Consider the following 16812-nt stretch of genomic DNA (forward strand, 5'->3'; position numbering starts at 1 on the left):
GCAGCGGGATCGAGGTGCAGGTCGGGTCCGGAGTGCGGCCTCACCGGACGGGGCGGGACAGCACCGCACCGGACTGCACCGGACCGGATCCGACCGCAGTGGAGCCGAGCGCACGGCACCGGACCGGTCTTCCGACGCGCAAGTGGATCTTACGGCCGGGCCGGTGGCGGCGTACGTTCGCACACGTGCGCGCACCGGTGCACCATGCACCCGTACACCGGCACGCGACCCGCAACAGACCCTCCACCGGAAGGACTTCGGCTCCGTGGCCCTCATCGCCCACCTCAGCGACATCCACCTCGACACCGCGGACGGCGGCCGCAGCGCCGCCCGCACCCGGGCGGTGATGGACTACCTGGAAGGCCTGCCCGTCGATCTCGACGCCGTGCTGGTGACCGGGGACATCGCCGACCACGGCCGGCCCGACGAGTACGCCTCGGCCCGGGAACTCCTCCTCGGCTCCCGGCACCCGGTGCTGGTCTGCCCCGGCAACCACGACGACCGTACGGCCTTCCGGACGGGTCTGCTCGGCCTGCCCGGTTCCGTGGAACCCGTCAACCAGGTGCTCCGCACCGCCGGTTGCACCATCGCCCTGTGCGACTCCTCGGTGCCGGGCGAGGACGAGGGCTTCCTGTCGGACGGCACCCTGGCCTGGCTGGAGGAGGTGCTGGCCGGGACCCCGGCCGGGACCCCCGTGCTCGTCGGCTTCCACCACCCTCCGGTGGAGCTGCACACCCCGTACGTGGACCAGTGGCGCCAGTTCGGGGAGGAGCGCCTCGCCGCCCTCGCCCGGCGGTACCCGGACCTCGCGGGGTTCCTGTGCGGTCACACCCACACCGCGACGGCCACCGTCTTCGCGGGGCGCCCGCTGCTGGTGGCGCCCGGTGTGGTGTCCGCACTGCGGCTGCCCTGGGAGCAGCCGACCGGGCCCTCGCCGCACGTGCACCTGGACCTGCCGCCCGCCGTCGCCTTCCACGTGGTGGACGGTGGCGGGCGGCTGACCACGCACTACCGCATCGTCGACGCGAGCAGCGGGTTGGGCAGCGGCAGGTAGCGGGCGTCGGCGCCGTCCGCGCCCGTCCAGCGGAGCAGCAGGTTGGTCTTGCCCGGCAGGGCGGGCGCGGTCAGCAGGGCGTCGATCTCGGGCAGCGGGTTCGCGGCCCGGTACCGCAGGAGTTCGCGGCGTACGGCGGGCCAGAGGGAACCGGCGGCGCGCGGGTGCCGGGCGGCGAGCGCGGCCGCGATCTCCGTGAGGTGGTTGACGAAGAGGCAGTAGACCAGCCGTTGCCAGCCCGCCTCGCGGGTCACGGCGGGAAGCCGCTTGACGCCCTCGGCATCCCGGAACAGGGCCTGCGCGGGGATGCCGGCCGGGTCGAGCGCGATCAGGGTGTTCTGCAGGTGGGCTTCGATCACCACTCCGTCCCGGGCGTACACGTCGAGCACCGGCGGCAGGACCCGGCGCAGGTAGGCCACCCACCAGGCGACCGGGTCGGGCAGGGTGTCGAGCGGGCCGCCCGAGAAGCCCTCGGCGAGCGAGGCGGCCAGCAGCGGGGTGGTCCCGGGCAGCAGGTGCTGCCGCAGGCCGTCGCGGACCAGGACGGCCAGTTCCTCGAAGGCGAACGCGGCGGTGCGGTAGCCGCGGTCGCTCAGCCAGGCCGCCGCGTCGTGCCGGCCGGTGGACCGCGCGCCGTCCTGCCCGGCCGGCGTCCTGCGCGCGGCGAAGGCCGCGGTGACGGCCGCGTCCGTCTCGCGCAGGGCCAGCAGGTCGTGCCGCCACAGCCGGCGCACGTCGTTGGTGATCCGCACGTCCAGGCTGAACTTGACGAAGAGGTCGGGGGTTCCGGCCCGGCCCGGCACGTGCACGGTCCGCACCGAGGCGGTGGGGTGGACGTGCTCCACGGTGGGGCCGAGGCGGATCAGCCGGCCGTCGGCGAGGGCCTCCCGGACCGCCGGGGTCCCGGAGACCAGGGCGAGCTGCCAGGGGTGCGCGGGCAGCAGCCGGTATCCGCGCGGCGCCTCGGGTCCGTTCAGCAGGGCGGCGAGGCCGTCGACCGCGTCGGCGGCCGGCCGGCCGCCCTCCTCCGCCGCCTGGTCCTCGCGCACGGCGAGGAACTCCAGCGGGAAGCTCGCGTGCGCCTCCGGCGCGTAGGGCAGCCAGCGCGCGGCCGGGCCGCCGCCGCGGGTCTTGGGCGCCGGATGGCAGGGGTGTCCCATCACGAGTGCCTGCTCCGACCGCAGGTAGGGGTCCCCGGGTGCGGCGGCCCCGGCGCGGGCGGCGAGCAGCGCGGCCACCGCGTGGCGGCTGTCGGCCATCTCCACCGGGAGCTCGCCGCCCGGCACGCCGGTGAGGTGGTACAGCTCCTCGGAGGTGATCTTGACCAGTTCGGCGTGGCCGAGCGGCTGCCAGCCGGCCGCGGTCCGCAGTTCGGGCCGGACCGGACGGCGGCCGCCGGAGGTGCGCAGGAGCCGGCCGGTGGCGCGCAGCCGGTACGCGCCGCCGCCGACATGGTCGGCCACCTCCTGGAGCAGACAGTTCAGGAGCGGTGCGGAGGCGTACGCATCGGCGGCGTCAGAGATGTGCTTCACGGATTCCTAGTATCCGTGGTGGGAACCATCGAAGCGGAAGCGGGTACTTACATGGACCACCGGTACGACGGACGCGGCCGGCACGGCGCGGGATCGCCCGCCGAGGACGCGGTCGCCGGCGAGCTGGCCTCCGTACGGCCGGCCCTGCTGCCGGGGTACGGTGCGGCCCTGCCCGGAGCGCGGGCGGCGGTCCTGACCCGGCTGTGGCGGGGGCTGACGATCGACCCGCTGCCGTGGGTGGTGCGGCGGGAGGACGGCGCGGACGGTACGGAGCTGCTGCTGGCCGGGGGCGCGCGGCTGCGCGGTCCCCGCTGTGATCCGTTCGCGACGGGGGCGTACGTGACGGCGGTCCGCCTGGACGGGCGGGAGTTCCGGGACGCGGCGGCGCTGGTACGGGCGCTGGGGCTGCCGGCGGGCTCGGGCTTCGCCGCCGAGCTCGACCACAGCACCGCCTCGCTGGCGCTCTCGCTGGCGTCGGCCGCCGCCCGCGGCGGGGGGTCCGGCGCACGCGATGCGTACGGGGCGGGCTGGGAGTGGGAGCAGCGGGTGGTCGACGGGCATCCGTACCACCCCAACTGCCGCTCCCGCCCGGGGTTCTCGGTGGCCGAGCAGCTGGCCTACGGGCCGGAGCACGGCGGGGTGGTGGAGCTGGGCCTGGCGGCCGTCCCTGCGGACGAGAGCCTGGTGACGGGCGACTGGCCGGACGCGCTGCGGGACGCCGGGCGGATCCTGGTGCCGGTGCACCCGTGGCAGGCCGAGCACGTGCTGAAGTCCGTGCCGGAGCCGGGGTCCGGGATCGCGGCGCATCCGCTGATGTCCCTGCGCACCCTGGCTCCGGCCGCCGGGGCGTGGCCGGGGGCGGAGGCATCCGGCGGGCGGCCCGCACCGCACGTCAAGACGGCGCTGAGCAGCCGGCTGACCTCCTCCGTCCGGGACATCTCGGTGTACTCGGTGGAAACGGCCGCGGCGGTCTCGGAGTTCGCCGGGGCCCTGGCGGAACGCCTCGACGGGCGGCTGCAGTTCACCCGGACGCTGGGCGCGGCCACCGCACGGACCCCGGACCTGGCGGCGGTGCTGCGCGAGGCACCAGAGGTGTACGCGGCTCCGGGCGAGCGGGTGGTGCCGGTGGGGGCGCTGGCCGCCACCGGGCTGCCCCGGTCCCCCGGCTGGACCGCGGAGTTCGCACGGCTGGCCGTGGGCGCCTGCCTGCGGGTGCTGGATCTCGGCGTGGCGCTGGAGGCGCACGGCCAGAACCTCCTGGTGGTGCTCTCCCCGTCGGGTGCGCCGGTCCGGCTGGTCTACCGCGACCTGGCCGACGTACGGATCAGTCCGGCGCGGCTGGCACGGCACGGGCTGGCGGTGCCGCCGCTCTCGGGGCGGCTGGTCACGGACGACGTGACCACACTGCGGCGGAAGCTGTTCGGGGCGCTGCTGGCCGGTGCGCTGGCCGGCGCGACGGGGTCGGCGGAGGCGTTCGGGGAGGCCCTGGAGGCCGCCTCGGCGGAACTCCCGGACAGCGCGGACGCCCTGGCCCTGCGCACCCGGCCGCTGCCGACGAAGGCACTGACCCTGATGCGGCTCAGCCCGGGCACCCCGGGCGACCAGTGGACGACGGTCCCGAACCCGCTGGCCTGAACTGCCCCGACGTGCCGGTGTCCGGCCCCCCGCGGGGGGCCGGACACCGGATCCGACTATGCGCGGCCGACGGGTTCAGCCGTCCGGCTCATCGCCGCGCGCCTGTCAGGTGCAGTTCCACCAACCGCCCCAGACACCGTTGCCCGGGTCGGAGATGCACCAGAGCGAGTTGCTGCCGGCCACCCACACCTCCACGACCCGCTGCCCGGTGGACCGGTTCTCGTAGGCGTTGGACGTGTCGTCGGCCAGCCCGCCGTTCGGCATCTGTTTCCAGGAGCCGCTGCCCGGCCAGGCGTGCCAGATGCTGCGTCCGGGCGCGATGCCGAAGCTCTCGTAGCGGCCGGAGCCGAACCAGTTGACGTCCATGACGCGCGAGCCGTCCTGGAACGTGCCGGTGTAGCCGTAACGCGTCAGGTTGTAGCTCTGCGCGCCGAGGGCCCGTGCACCGGATCCCTCGGCGGCGCCGCCGCCCTTGCGGACCTCCGCCTTGGTGTAGTGCGACCGCCAGTCCGCATCGGAAGGCGCCGCCGAAGCGGGAGCGGCCAAGGCGCCCGCGAGGGCCAGTACGGCGGCCGCGCCGGCCACGTGCATACGGATCTTCAAGGTTTTCCCCTCACTCGGTTGCGGGGCGGTGGCATGTGTGGCGTGCCGCCGACCCCCTTGGGAGGGAGCCTTGAAGAGCGCGAGAGGAGGAAGCAATCATTCAGGCCTGATCGGCCTGAATTCGCATGTTCATGGCTTTCCAGGCGACCTTGCCATCCCGGGCGCACCATGCACCACGGCACATCACCGGTCTCCCACCGCGCTCTGCGACCCCGGGGCCGCGGATGCGGATGCCGATGCGGGTACGGCTGCCGATTCGGGCGCGGGTGCGGGCACCCTTGCCTTGGCGGGATCCGCACCGTCCCGGCCGGGAGACGGGTGCTGTGGCGGAGCCGGCTTCGGGCCCAGCCGGGCCCGCCGGGGGTTCCCGAGGGTCCGCGGGCCGGCCGGGAGGGGCGGTGCGTCGAGCGGGTCGGCGGGCGGCAGGGAGAGGTGGCGGCGGAGGTCGGCCACGGCCGCGTGCAGGGCCGCAAGGATCAGCTCGGCCCCGGGCCGGGCGGTGACCAGGGCGTTCGCGGTCGCCTCGATGGCCTCCACGGCGTCCTCGGCGGCGGCCCGGCTCCAGCGGCCCGGCCCGGCGGCGTCACACAGGTGGCAGGCGGCCTCCGCGACGGCGTCGGCCCGCTCTCCCATCCCCGGCGCGGCAGTGCTCGGCAGCAACTCCATGTCCGGTAAACGACCGGCGGGCGCAGGCGTCATCGTGTGAGGATCCCTGCCATGGCCGTCAAGGGGATCAGAGGTGTGCTGCCCGGGCACCGGGTGCCGGGCGCAGCGGAGTTGTGGGCGGGGCTCGGGACGCCGCGGCGGGCCCGGCGGGTGGGGAGCAGTCCCCGTTCGCGGGTGTGGCGGGTGGAGCTGGACGACGGGCCGGTGGTGGTGAAGCAGGCCGTCGGCGGGCCCGATGCCGGGGAGCGGTTCGGGCGGGAGGTCACGGCCCTGCGGCTGGCCGCCCGGCGCACGCCGGGCGGGTCCGGCGGGGCCGGCGGGCCGGGCGGGTCCGGCGGGCCGGACCGGGTCCCGGTGGTGCCGGAGGTGCTGGCCGTGGACCCCGGGGCCCGGGTGCTGGTGCTGGAGCACCTGGAGCACGGGCGGCCCGCCCCCGACTGGACCGTCGGGTACGCGGCGGCGCTGGCGCGGCTGCACGCCGCCGGGCGGGCCGGGGACGGCACGGGGCTGCCCCGCTGGTCCGGGCCGGGCGAGCGGGACGCGGACGCCTTCCTCGGGCTGGCGGACCGGCTGGGCGTGACTCCGCCGGCCGGGGCCCGCGAGGAGCTGTCGGCCCTGCTGGAACGGCTCGCGCAGGCGCCCGGGCATGCACTGCTGCACGGGGACCCCTGCCCGGGCAACGACCTGCACACCCCGGACGGGATCCGGTTCGTGGACTTCGAGCAGGCCTCGCTGGGCAGCGGGCTGACCGAGCTGGCGTACCTGCGGATCGGCTTCCCGACCTGCTGGTGCGTGACGGCGGCCGCGGAGCCGCTGCTCGACCGCGCCGAGGCCGCCTACCGGGCGGCGTGGCGGGCCGAGACCGGCGAGGACCCGGACACGGACGGGCTGGCGGACGCCTGCGCGGGCTGGCTGATCCGGGGGGACGCGCTGGTGCCCCGCGCGCGCCGGGACGGCCGGGACCATCTGGACCGGGCGGCCTCCCGGGACTGGTCCTGGGGCACGGCCACCGCCCGGCAGCGCCTCGTACACCGGCTGGGGGTGGTGGCCCGGCAGGCGGAGGGCAGGCCGGAGCTTTCCGCGACCGCCCGGCTGTGCGGAGCGCTGCGGGAGCGGATGCGGGAGCGCTGGCCGGCGGCCCGGACGGCGGTCCCGGAGGAGCGGCCGGAGGACTGACGGCCGTCAGGACCGACAGCGGGGGGACCGACGGCCGGACGACGGGACGAGGCCCTGCCGCTCAGTCGGTCGGCCGCTCGGGCGGTCGGCCGCTCGGGCGGTCGGCCGCTCGGGCGGTCGGCCGCTCGGGCGGTCGGCCGTGAGGAGGCGCCGCCTCGCGCTCAGACCAGGGCCGCCCACTGCACCCACAGCGGCAGCAGGAGCAGCGCCGCCACCGAGCTCTTGATGACCAGCGCGGCCGACAGGTCGACGTCGATCTCGTAGCGCTGCGCGAAGATGAACAGGTTCTGCGGGGTCGGCATCGCGGCCAGCAGCACCAGGTACGCCAGCCAGTCGCCGGACACCCCGAACAGCCCGCCGCACACCGCCCAGGTGAGCAGCGGGAAGCCCAGGCACTTGAAGGCGACGATCGCGGCCTCCTCGGCGGTGGTGCCCCGCAGGTTCAGCCCCAGGCCCCCCAGGTGCAGGCCGAGCGCGAACAGGGCGACCGGGGAGGCGCTGTCTCCGACGAAGGAGAAGCCGTCCAGCAGCGGCCCCGGCAGCGGCACGGAGAGCAGGTTGAGCACGATGCCGGCGTTGCAGGAGAGCACCAGGGGGGTGGTCAGTGAGGCGGCGACCGCCCGCAGCGGCCGGCCACCGCTGCCGGGGCGGCCGAACTCCATCACCGTGATCACCACGAGCGAGAGCACGCACACCTGGAACAGCAGGACGGGGAAGACGGGCGCGGCCGTCCCGAAGAGGGTGATGAACACGGGGACGGCGAAGTAGGCGGTGTTCACCTGGACCGCCGCCATGATCCGCAGAGCGGCCCCGCGGGCACCCGTGCCGCCGTACAGCCGGGCGGCCAGCCCGACCCCGACCACCGCCACGCCCGCCGCCGTCGCGTAGCCGAGGATCGCCCGCCAGTGGAAGAGGGCGCCGAGGTCGCTGGCGTAGATGTTCCCGAAGAGGTAGCAGGGGACGGCGAAGAGGAAGGCGTAGTCGGCGAAGACCCGGGACGCCTCGGCCGGGACCACTTTGCGCCGGGCCAGCAGGACTCCCCCGCCGAAGGCCAGGATGACCGGTATCAGTTTTTCCAGTGCCGCTGCCGTACCCATGTGCCGCGCCCCGTCCCGTTCCGTCCCCGGCCGTACGCGTGGTGGCGTACGTGCCCCGTGCCGTCGCACCTGTGGGTGCGGTCCGGAGCCTACGCCGCCGTGATCACGGTCCCGCCGGTACCCCGGGCGGGTGTCCCGACGGGGCGTCAGTGCGGGCCGGGGCGCGCAGGGTTGACGTGCCCCGGCGGGCCGGGGACGGCGGACCGGGCGCGCCGTCTCGGAGCGTGGACGGGTGCCGTCATATGCCCGGCCACCGGCGGCGGGTGGGATATGTTGGACACGAGTGGCGGAAAAAGGAGGCACGACGGTGCCATCGGGGCAGCGGGCACGCGCGCAAGCGGCCGCGATCACACCCAGCGGCCAGGCGCCGGCGCACGAACGCGCCCCGGCCGACCGGGTCCGCGCCCTGTTCAACGGGCACCGGCTCTCCCCCGGCCAGCGGCGGATCGCCCAGTACCTGATCGACCACCTGACCGAGGCCGCCTTCCTGTCGATCACCGAGCTCGCCGAGCGGGTCGGCGTGAGCCAGCCCTCGGTGACCCGGTTCGCCACCGCACTCGGCTTCAGCGGCTACCCGGCCCTGCGCGAGGTGCTGCAGCCCATCGCCCTGAGTGCGGTGGCCGGGACCCCGGAGGGCAGCGAGGAGATCCGCCGCAACGAGCTCCAGGCTGCCGTGGACGCCGAGATCGCGAACCTGGAGAACGTCCGCCGGCTGCTCGCCGACACCGACCAGGTGCTGGACCTCGGCCGGGAGCTGGCCAGGTCGGTGCCGGTGACCGTGCTCGGCCTGCGGATCTCGGTCTCGCTCGCGCACTACTTCGCGTACGCGGCCCGGCGCATCCACCCCGACGTCCGTCTGATCACGGAGGGCGGCAGCGTCGCCTACGACACGCTGATGCAGGCCCGGGCGGCCGGCGGGACCTGGGTGCTGGCCTTCGCGATGCCCCGGCACGCCAAGGAGACCCTGGCGGCCCTGCAGGCGGCGCGGAGCGCCGGGCTGCGGGTCGCGCTGATCACGGACCTCACGCTGGGGCCGCTGGTCGAGGAGGCCGACGTGGCGCTGACCGCCGCCACCGGCTCGCGGCTCGTCTTCGACTCCTACGCGGCGCCGAACATCCTGTCGGCCGCGGTGCTCCAGGCCATGGCGGACGCCGATCCGGAGCGGACGCAGGCGCGGCTGGAGAACTACGAGCAGGTCGCCGAGCAGCACGGCTTCTTCCTTTAGGTCCCGTCGGCCTTCGTTTTTTCGAGCGGGAGGGCGGTTCGCCCGGTCCGGGTGGATTTTCATACCCACCCGACACATGAAATTTTTCATTCCCTTGCTTACTCGACGGTATATATGTTTACTTCAGGCCACGCGAACCACTCCGGCCGGCGACTCCTCCTCACGCCGGCCCGTCGATGCGCCGGACGGGCCCCACATCCCGCACGGCGCACAGGCGGCCTCGGTCACCCCCTGGGCCGAGGCCGCCTCCCCTCTCTCGATACCGTTCGACCCCTCGGAAGCGACGAGAATGCCTCAGACCGTTCAGGCGGTACGCACCGCACTCAGCCCGGACTGGCCCTGTCAGGTGAAGGCCCCCGGCACGCACGACTGGGAGCGCACCGCCGCCCGCTGGCTGCGGGACCTGCTGCCGGCCCGTTACGCCGGCTACTCGACGCTCACCCGCCACAACGTCCTGCTCGCCCGCCACGCGCAGCTCCAGGTGCAGCACGAGATCCGCGCCGTACGCGTGGCCCTGCACACCAGCCGGCAGGAACTTCCCGCGCTGGGCGTCGCCGAGGGCGTCATAGAGAACTCGATCCGCATGTACGCCGTCGAGCTCGAGCAGCTGAACCGTCTCGCCCGGGGCATCCGCCTGGTGAGCGAGGCCCTCGCACGCCCGTCGGCCGCCCGCCCCTGAGGGGCGCCTGGTCCCCGGCCGGCTCATTCCCCAGGGCCGGCCGGACCGGAAAAAGGACACCCCCGGATCCGAAGGAGCGGATCCGGGGGTGTCCCCGGTGTGACGGCCGGGCCGAGCGGCCCGGCGCGCAACCGGTCAGTGCGGTGCCCGGCCTGTCCGCGCGGTGCGCGGCGGCCGGTTCAGGCGATGGAGGCCGCGACGACGGCGGCGACCGCGATGTTGCAGGAGGCCGTCACCCAGACCGCGGGGTGCGGCTCCGGATCGACCACTATGGCACCCAGCTTGCCCGGCGTCACCAGGTCCAGCACCAGGAACGCGACGCCCATCAGCACCAGGCCGAGGACGCCGAACGCCGCCGTGGCCACCAGGCCCTTGCCGAAGTCGTGGTACGTGGTCCAGATCGACGTGAAGACGATGCCACCGATGCCGAGCAGCGCCGAGCTGAGCAGGATGGCGGCGTTCCGGTTCCGGTCCTCCCAGATCTGCCGGCCGAGCTTCCCGGGCGTCAGCACGTCCACCAGGACGATGCCGAGGATCAGCAGCACCAGGCCGAGGGCACCGAAGGCTGAGGTGCGGCCAAGTCCGTTGATGATGTCGCTCATTGAGAAGCCTGTCTCCGGAGTGGTGGGACGGGGTGGATGGGAAGGTGAATCTATCGCACGGATGGCGGAAAGCCGATGGCCGGGGAGGGGTGCTTCATGCGGGTACGGGCCGCACGGGCGGAGGAGGCGGAGGCGCTGACGGCGCTGGTCCGCCGCTCCAAGGCGCACTGGGGGTACGGGGAGGAGCGGCTCGCCTCCTGGGAGGCCGAACTGCGCATCGGGGCGGCCGAGGTCGGCCGCCGCCGGATCGTGGTCGCGGAAGACCCGAACGGAGTACCGGGGATACGGGGCGTCGCCTCGCTGGAGGGCCCGGCCGGCGCCGCCGACGCGGTGCTGGGCCTGCTGTTCGTGGAACCGGAGGCGATCGGGCGGGGCGTGGGGCGCGCGTTGTACCGGTACGTCCTGCGGCGGGCCCGGGAACTGGGCTTCCGACGGCTGCTCGTCGACGCCGATCCGCACGCGGCGGGGTTCTACCGGACGATGGGCGCGGTGCCCGGGAAAGGGGCGGAGACCGCCGCGTCACGGGAGGACCCCGCGGCGGGCCGGCTGGTCCGGTTCACCGTGGAACTGCCTCCGCCGGCCGGCTGGACGGCGGCCTGGACCGGCGGCGAGCGGGCCGTGCACCTGGGGAACGTGGCCGAGTTCAACGCCCAGTTCCGCGATCCCTCGCTGGACTCCTCCCAGTACGCCGCCCACCACTACGCCTCGCTGGCCGCCCTCTACAGCCCCCACCCCGCAGCCCTGGTGCTGCCCCTGCCCGTCCCGTCCGGCTGGCTGGACCTGCTCTCCCGGGAGCTGGCATGGGATCCGGTCGAGCTGTACGAGGGCCTGGCGGACGGGGCCGGGCCCGGCCTGTCCGCGGCGGTGTCGGCCCGCCCGGCGCTGGCCGGGCGGCTGCGCGGGCTCGGGCTGCCGCTCGTACCGTGGGGCCGGACCGAGGAGTTCGGCCGGCTGTCCGGCCTGCCGCTGCCGGCCGGGGCGCTGCTCCACGAGTCCAAGGCGGCCTCGAACGCCCTGTTCCGGCGGCTGGCCGCGGGCGGGGCGCATCCCGGGATCGTGGTGCCGGGGCAGTGGGCCGCCCGGAACCGCCGGGCCGCGGCCCGGCTGCTGGCCGCACGGGCGCGGGAGGGCCTGGACACCGTGCTGAAGTCCGAGCACGGCGTCGGCGGCTCGGGGACCACCGTGGTCACGGCGGAGCGGGTCAGGGAGGCCGGCGGGGCCCGTGCGGTGCTGCGCGGCCTGCCCCGGGGCCCGCTGCTGGCGGAGGAGTTCATGGCGCGCGGCCCGGACTCCGCGGTGCGCGACCTGACGTACGACGGATTCGTGGACGCCGGTGGCAGGGTGCACGAGGTGGGTGCGGCGGTGATGCACGTGGTCGGCACCGGCTACCGCGGGGCGACGGTGGGGCCCGGGGTGGTCCCGGAGCCGTTCCTCGGGCCGCTGCTCGCCTTCGGGCGGGCCGTGGGGGCGGAGCTGGCCGCCTCCGGTCACCGGGGCTGGTTCGACGTGGACTTCGTGGCGGACGACCGGGGCCGCCTGGCCCCGGTCGAGACCAACCTCCGGCTGACCGGCCCGTCGATCGCCTTCATGGCCGCCGCCCGGCTGGACGACGTACGGGGCGGGCAGCACGTCGTACGCGTCCTGGACCGGGTGGAACTGGGCGCCCGGCTGGCCGACCCGCAGCTGGGCCCGTTCCTCCGCTCCCTGTCCCGGGGCTGCGCGGAACTCGGCGCCGTTTTCCTGCCGGTCATCGCGACGGCCGCCTTCGCCCCCGCCCCGTACCTGGGCGTACTGGTCGCCGCGCACACGTCGGCGGCGGTGGACGCGGCGGAGTCCTGGGTCCGGAAGGAGGCGCGGGCCCTCGGGCGGATGTTCGGCGACGGGTCGTATCAGCCGGACTGAGCGTCGGACCGGCGGTCGGATTGCGGGTCCGATTGCGGGTCGTATTGCGGGTCCGATGGCGGGTCGGATGGCGGGTCGGACCGGGGGTCGGGGGGATCGGCCGGGCGGTGCGGGTGCGCGGTCTCGTGCTTCCAGCGCATGCTCACGTTGAGGTGGCAGTTGGCGCGGCTCCTGGTGATCACCACGCCGGCCTCGACGGCCAGGTCGAGGCCGAACTCGACCGTGATCTCGTCCGGCCGGGCCTTGCGCAGCTGGTCGAGGGCGATCCGGGCGGCCTCGGTGACCGGTTCCAGGGCTTCGCGCAGGGTGTGCGGCAGGTCCTGGACGGCTGCGCCGAGACGGCCTTCCTCCAGCGCACCCTCCCCGACGGGCCCGTCCGGCTGTTCGACCAGGATCCAGCCGCCGCCGTCCAGCGGAACGCGCGTCAGAGATGCCATGACGCCTCCCCAGTCTCGCCTTCCGCGCCTGCCTGCCGCGTCCGCCCCCGGGTGCGCCAATGGGTGCGCCTCCGGGTACGCCAACGGGCGCGGCGGTGTGGCCAGCATCGCGGCGGGCGCCTCCGGCCGCATCCGGGGGTGGGCCGCCCGGAGGTACGACCGCCCGTGGGAGCGCGGCTCCCACGGGCGGCGGTGCGTGCGCGCTCCTAGCGCTCCTAGGAGGAGGCGGGGTAGACCTGCTTCACCTTGCCGTTCAGGTCAGCGGTGAGGTAGCCCGTGGCGTGGTAGTCGTTGGTGAGGTAGATCTTGATCCGGGGCTCGTCCTTGGCGAAGAGGTCCGGCTCGACGAGCACGTAGCGCATCGTCGGCTTCTCCACCTTGAGCTTGCTCTCGGCCTGCTGCATCAGTCCGGGCAGCACGTCCCAGTTCACCTTGTCCAGGTCGATCGGCTCGGACCCGTCCGTGACGGTGCCGCCGGGGCCGAAGCGGGACATGCCGCCCTGGTACCGGTAGCTGTCGTAGCCGTTGGCCGGGGACTTCACCGGCACGTTGACCATCGCGTACTCGCCGTAGATCGACAGGCGTACGACGTTGGCGCTGCCGGTCTCGTCGCGCACGGCCGCCGTCACGGCCTTGCCGCCGGCGGCGGTGAGCAGGTCGTCCGGGTCGTCCGCGGTGGTGCCGGTGCCGGTACCGCCGCCCTTGGTCGCTGCGGGGCTGCTCTTCGGCCCGCTCCCGGAGGTGCTCGGGGTGCTGCCCGGCCCGCTGCCACCGGTGGGCCCGGCCGAGGTCGTCCCGCTGCTTTTGGCATCGTCGTCGCCGTCCGGCAGCAGCCAGTTGACGGTGCCGACGGCGCCGGCCAGCAGGACGCCGATCACCACCAGGAACACCAGCACGGGCACCCCGCGCCGGGTGGGCGGAAGGGGCGGGGCGGCCGGAGCGCCCAGGCCGACCGGGGTCGTGGTCATCCCGCCCGGCGGGCCGAAGCCGTTCGACGGGGAGCCGTAGCCGGCCATCGGGCCGTATCCCGTCGGTACGGTCGGCTGTCCGCCCGTCGAGTGGCCGGGGCCCACGGCCGGGCTGCCGGCCGGGGGCGTGGGCGGCACGGCGGCGGGCGCGCCCGAGGCCGGCACGGCACGCAGCAGTGTCTCCAGGCGTGCGGCGTCGGGCCGTGTCTTCGTGTCGCGGACGAGGAGTTCGGACAGCACCGGCGCGAGCCCGCCCGAACGCGACGGGTACGGGAGGGGCTCGTCGAGCACGGCGACGACGGTCGCCATGGCGGTGGCCCGCCGCAGCGGGTGGACGCCCTCGGCGGCCACGTACATCGTCATGCCGAGCGACCAGAGGTCGGAGGAGGGGTTGCCCTCCTCGCCGCGCACCCGCTCGGGAGCGATGTACTCGGGGGACCCGACCAGGTCGCCGGTGGCCGTGAGGCCGGAGGACTCGGGCAGGACCGCGATGCCGAAGTCGGTGAGGACGGCACTGCCGTCGGGGCGCAGCAGCACGTTGGCGGGCTTGACGTCTCGGTGGTGCACCCCGGCCGCGTGCGCGGCCCGCAGCGCGGACAGCACGTCCAGGCCGATCCGGACCACCTCGTCGACCGGCAGCGGCCCCTGGGCCAGCCGGTCGTGGAGGGAGCCGCCCTGGACGAGCTCCATGACGATCCACGGGTGCGAGCCGTCGTCCGGTTCGACGATGTGGTGGATGGACACGACGTTGGGGTGGGCGAGCCTGGCCAGGGCCTGCGCCTCACGGATGGCGCGCTGGCGCAGTTGCAGCGCGATGTCGGGCCGGGCCTCGATCAGCGCCGGGTCCGCGGGCCGCACCTCCTTCAGCGCGACGTCCCGCTGCAATGCCGTGTCCCGGGCCCGCCACACGGTGCCCATGCCTCCGCTGCCCAGCCGGGAGATCAACTCGAAGCGGCCGTCGACGAGGCGTCTGCCGCCCTCACTCGTATCCATGGCTGCACATCGTAGGGACTCTCCGGACCTCTCGGTTCCGGGGGTCGGCAGGCGGACGGGACGGGCCCCGTGGAAGGGCCCGCCCGCCCGGTCGCCCGGATCCGGTGCGGGCCTGCTCACCCGCCTCGGCCGTCCCGTCGGCCGTCCCGCCCGCCGTCCCGTGGTCCGGCCGGACGGGTCGGCCTGGTCGTGGCCCAGACGGCGACGATCCCGGCGGCGATCATCAGCGGGATGTTGAAGGCGTAGACGAGAAGGGCCTGCATCGGCCAGTCCGTCTTGGCCGTCAGGCGGTAGGAGTTGTCCTGTGGCCACCATGCCATCAGGAGGTAGGCGATGGAGAGGTGGGCGGCCACGGTCAGGCGGCGGGGCCGTCCGGTGCGGAGCATCGGGGCGCGGCCGACGAAGAGGTGGGCGACGCCCGCGCCGAAGGCGAGGCACTCGAAGACGTAGAGCAGGAAGAAGAGGAACGCCCACGGGCCCGGTACGCCGGACAGGTCGGTCGAGCCCGGCCAGATGCCCAAGGTGAGGACGAAGGCCACGGGGGCCACCAGGACGGTGATGCAGCCTGCCCCGCCGAGCGGATTCGACACGAAGGCGGCGCCGTACTTGCCCGAGCCGGGACCGCTGTCGGGCGCCGGGGGCAGCGGGAGCGCCCCACGGTCCTCCCGGCCGGCCCGGTCGCGGGGCAGCCCGGGCAGCCGGACGACCGTCGCCGGTATGTCCTGGGCGCTGAGCCGGCCCTTGAGGTGGGCGCGCAGTTCGGTGTCGTCGGGCATCCGGGTCGGGGCGCCGGATCGTCCCGGGGCGGTCGTGTCCGGTACGACGTACGCGACGAGGCGCTGCCTGTTCCCGTTGGTGACGGCTCCGACGAGGGCTCCTCCGATGGCCGGGTGCTCGCGGAGGAACGCCTCGATCCGGTACGGGTCCACCGTGCGGTGGCCGAAGTCGAAGCGGTCCACGGCCCGTCCCGTGAACTCCAGCAGTCCGTCGGGGCGGTACCGGCCGAAGTCGCCGGTGGGGACGAAGTCACCGCCGCCGGGCGGGCCGAGGTGGATCTCGCCGTCGCGGACGTCCGCGCCACAGCCGGGGAAGGGCCTGCCGAGCAGGCTGTGGCGGGCGGGGTCGGTCACCGGCCCGCCGAGCTGGGACAGCTCGAACCAGGTGCCGGTGCCGGCCGTCTCGGCGGTGCCGTAGACGCTGAGCAGGCGGGCGCCGTCGGGCAGCAGGGCCTGTGCCGCGATGTGTTCGTCGAGGTGGAGGCGGTCTCCGGTGACGGTGACCAGGCGGAGCGTCCGGAGCTCCGGTGGCCGGGGGGTCTCGGCATCGTGCAGGCCGGCCAGGCCGCCCGGGTCGGTGTGCAGGACAGTCACCCGCTCGGCGCCGATCAGACGGCGGAGTCCGGCGTCGTAGGGGACCGGGGGCCGCGGGCCGGGCGCGACGAGGGTGCCGCCGGTGCACAGGGCGCGGGTCCAGCCCGCGGCGAAGGCGGTGACGTCCGGGCGGGCGGTGAAGAGGTGGCGGTCGCCCGGGCCGAACCCGGCCGTACGGATCCACCCGTCGAGGGCGGCGAGCAGTCGGCCCTGGCGGACCCGTACGGGCCGGGGCTCGGGCCCGCCGGTGAACAGCACGGTGTTGGCCTCCCAGGCCACCGTCCAGGGATAGCGGCGGGGGCCCGGCACGCGCGACGCCCCGGCGGGCGGGCGGGCCCCTCGGCCGGAGGAGTCGGGGGAGGCGGAGGCTCCGGCGGAGGCCGGGGAGGTGGAGGAGTCTGCGGAGTCCGGGGAGGCGGAGGCTTCGGCGGCCGGCTCTCCGTCGATCGGGATCACCCGCGGGCCCCGCCCGGAGTCCAGCCTGGCCCAGTGGCGGGAGTCGGTGACGAGCACGTACGGACTGAGGGCGGTGAGCTGCCGGACGGCCGTGACGGCCGCCTCGGGGTCGACCAGGGCGTAGGCCGCACCGGCCTTGAGGACGGCGATCACCCCCGTCACCGCCTCGGCGGTACCGGGTACGCCGATGGCTATGACGGCGCCGGCCGGCGGGCGCTCGGCGCGCAGCCGGGCAGCCAGCCGCGTGGCCGCGCGGTCGAGTTCCCGGTAGGTGAGGACCGTCCCTCCGGTGACGACGGCGGGCGCATCGGGGGTGTCCAGTGCCCACTGCTCGAAGCGGTGGAGGACGCTGTCGGCGGTGTCCGGAGCAGAGGTCTCCGGACCGGAACGCTTCGACTCGGGTTCCTGCTTCATGGC

At 75.0% G+C, this 16812-nt stretch carries 14 protein-coding genes; 6 read left to right on the plus strand and 8 right to left on the minus strand.

The window, feature by feature from the left end; all coding sequences use genetic code 11:
• Positions 1 to 265 precede the first annotated feature (265 nt).
• On the plus strand, positions 266 to 1054 hold the full coding sequence (locus tag AB0O36_RS28140) for a metallophosphoesterase (RefSeq protein WP_365115044.1): 789 nt from the start codon (positions 266 to 268) through the stop codon (positions 1052 to 1054).
• On the opposite strand, the gene AB0O36_RS28145 is transcribed toward AB0O36_RS28140, so the two are convergent.
• Complete coding sequence (locus AB0O36_RS28145; RefSeq protein ID WP_365115045.1) at positions 1009 to 2586, minus strand: IucA/IucC family protein; 1578 nt, start codon at positions 2584 to 2586, stop codon at positions 1009 to 1011. The genes AB0O36_RS28140 and AB0O36_RS28145 overlap by 46 nt on opposite strands.
• A gap of 51 nt (positions 2587 to 2637) precedes the next feature.
• Between AB0O36_RS28145 and AB0O36_RS28150 the strand changes: the two genes are divergently transcribed.
• A complete protein-coding gene (locus AB0O36_RS28150; RefSeq protein WP_365115129.1) occupies positions 2638 to 4221 on the plus strand; it encodes an IucA/IucC family siderophore biosynthesis protein in 1584 nt (527 codons plus the stop codon).
• Positions 4222 to 4326: 105 nt separating this feature from the next.
• Here the strand turns inward: AB0O36_RS28150 and AB0O36_RS28155 are convergent, their stop codons facing one another.
• Positions 4327 to 4824 (minus strand): hypothetical protein, encoded by a 498-nt coding sequence (locus AB0O36_RS28155; RefSeq protein ID WP_365115046.1) that lies wholly within the window; start codon positions 4822 to 4824, stop codon positions 4327 to 4329.
• A gap of 183 nt (positions 4825 to 5007) precedes the next feature.
• Complete coding sequence (locus tag AB0O36_RS28160; RefSeq protein ID WP_365115047.1) at positions 5008 to 5490, minus strand: hypothetical protein; 483 nt, start codon at positions 5488 to 5490, stop codon at positions 5008 to 5010.
• Between the two features lie 51 nt (positions 5491 to 5541).
• On the opposite strand from AB0O36_RS28160, the gene AB0O36_RS28165 reads away from it, so the two are divergent.
• Positions 5542 to 6666, plus strand: a complete 1125-nt coding sequence (locus AB0O36_RS28165) for a phosphotransferase (RefSeq protein WP_365115048.1) — start codon at positions 5542 to 5544, stop codon at positions 6664 to 6666.
• 161 nt (positions 6667 to 6827) lie between these two features.
• Here AB0O36_RS28165 and AB0O36_RS28170 read toward each other — a convergent pair whose 3' ends face one another.
• Positions 6828 to 7763 carry an AEC family transporter gene (locus AB0O36_RS28170; protein WP_365115049.1) on the minus strand — a complete coding sequence of 312 codons (936 nt, stop codon included), beginning with the start codon at positions 7761 to 7763 and terminating at the stop codon, positions 6828 to 6830.
• 307 nt (positions 7764 to 8070) lie between these two features.
• On the opposite strand from AB0O36_RS28170, the gene AB0O36_RS28175 reads away from it, so the two are divergent.
• On the plus strand, positions 8071 to 8988 hold the full coding sequence (locus tag AB0O36_RS28175; protein WP_365115050.1) for a MurR/RpiR family transcriptional regulator: 918 nt from the start codon (positions 8071 to 8073) through the stop codon (positions 8986 to 8988).
• Positions 8989 to 9277: 289 nt separating this feature from the next.
• The gene (locus tag AB0O36_RS28180; protein WP_365115052.1) at positions 9278 to 9667 is read left to right on the plus strand and encodes a hypothetical protein; all 390 of its coding nucleotides are present in this window, start codon (positions 9278 to 9280) and stop codon (positions 9665 to 9667) included.
• A 179-nt stretch (positions 9668 to 9846) separates the two neighbouring features.
• Here AB0O36_RS28180 and AB0O36_RS28185 read toward each other — a convergent pair whose 3' ends face one another.
• Positions 9847 to 10269, minus strand: coding sequence for a DUF350 domain-containing protein (locus AB0O36_RS28185; RefSeq protein WP_365115053.1), 423 nt, complete (start codon positions 10267 to 10269; stop codon positions 9847 to 9849).
• 75 nt (positions 10270 to 10344) lie between these two features.
• Here AB0O36_RS28185 and AB0O36_RS28190 point away from each other — a divergent pair, with 75 nt between their 5' ends.
• The gene (locus tag AB0O36_RS28190) at positions 10345 to 12171 is read left to right on the plus strand and encodes a GNAT family N-acetyltransferase (protein WP_365115055.1); all 1827 of its coding nucleotides are present in this window, start codon (positions 10345 to 10347) and stop codon (positions 12169 to 12171) included.
• Here the strand turns inward: AB0O36_RS28190 and AB0O36_RS28195 are convergent.
• The 3 genes from AB0O36_RS28195 to AB0O36_RS28205 all read right to left on the minus strand — a co-directional run bounded on the left by AB0O36_RS28195 (position 12159) and on the right by AB0O36_RS28205 (position 16809).
• Entirely contained in the window at positions 12159 to 12608 is a 450-nt protein-coding gene (locus AB0O36_RS28195; protein ID WP_365115057.1) for a CU044_2847 family protein, read from the minus strand. The two genes, AB0O36_RS28190 and AB0O36_RS28195, sit on opposite strands and share 13 nt — an antisense overlap.
• A 215-nt stretch (positions 12609 to 12823) precedes the next feature.
• A complete protein-coding gene (locus AB0O36_RS28200) occupies positions 12824 to 14569 on the minus strand; it encodes a serine/threonine-protein kinase (RefSeq protein WP_365115059.1) in 1746 nt (581 codons plus the stop codon).
• A gap of 116 nt (positions 14570 to 14685) precedes the next feature.
• Positions 14686 to 16809, minus strand: a complete 2124-nt coding sequence (locus AB0O36_RS28205) for an AMP-binding protein (RefSeq protein WP_365115060.1) — start codon at positions 16807 to 16809, stop codon at positions 14686 to 14688.
• Positions 16810 to 16812 lie beyond the last annotated feature (3 nt).

It is taken from the genome of Streptomyces sp. NPDC089799 (genome assembly GCF_040684755.1).
Classification (GTDB): domain Bacteria; phylum Actinomycetota; class Actinomycetes; order Streptomycetales; family Streptomycetaceae; genus Streptomyces.

Bases quoted from the DNA above. Each gene is read 5' to 3' on its own strand.
- AB0O36_RS28150 (WP_365115129.1), top strand. From the start codon at position 2,638: ATGGACCACCGGTACGACGGACGCGGCCGGCACGGCGCGGGATCGCCC.
- AB0O36_RS28160 (WP_365115047.1), bottom strand. From the start codon at position 5,490: ATGGAGTTGCTGCCGAGCACTGCCGCGCCGGGGATGGGAGAGCGGGCC.
- AB0O36_RS28165 (WP_365115048.1), top strand. From the start codon at position 5,542: ATGGCCGTCAAGGGGATCAGAGGTGTGCTGCCCGGGCACCGGGTGCCG.
- AB0O36_RS28170 (WP_365115049.1), bottom strand. From the start codon at position 7,763: ATGGGTACGGCAGCGGCACTGGAAAAACTGATACCGGTCATCCTGGCC.
- AB0O36_RS28180 (WP_365115052.1), top strand. From the start codon at position 9,278: ATGCCTCAGACCGTTCAGGCGGTACGCACCGCACTCAGCCCGGACTGG.
- AB0O36_RS28185 (WP_365115053.1), bottom strand. From the start codon at position 10,269: ATGAGCGACATCATCAACGGACTTGGCCGCACCTCAGCCTTCGGTGCC.
- AB0O36_RS28190 (WP_365115055.1), top strand. From the start codon at position 10,345: ATGGCCGGGGAGGGGTGCTTCATGCGGGTACGGGCCGCACGGGCGGAG.
- AB0O36_RS28195 (WP_365115057.1), bottom strand. From the start codon at position 12,608: ATGGCATCTCTGACGCGCGTTCCGCTGGACGGCGGCGGCTGGATCCTG.
- AB0O36_RS28200 (WP_365115059.1), bottom strand. From the start codon at position 14,569: ATGGATACGAGTGAGGGCGGCAGACGCCTCGTCGACGGCCGCTTCGAG.
- AB0O36_RS28205 (WP_365115060.1), bottom strand. From the start codon at position 16,809: ATGAAGCAGGAACCCGAGTCGAAGCGTTCCGGTCCGGAGACCTCTGCT.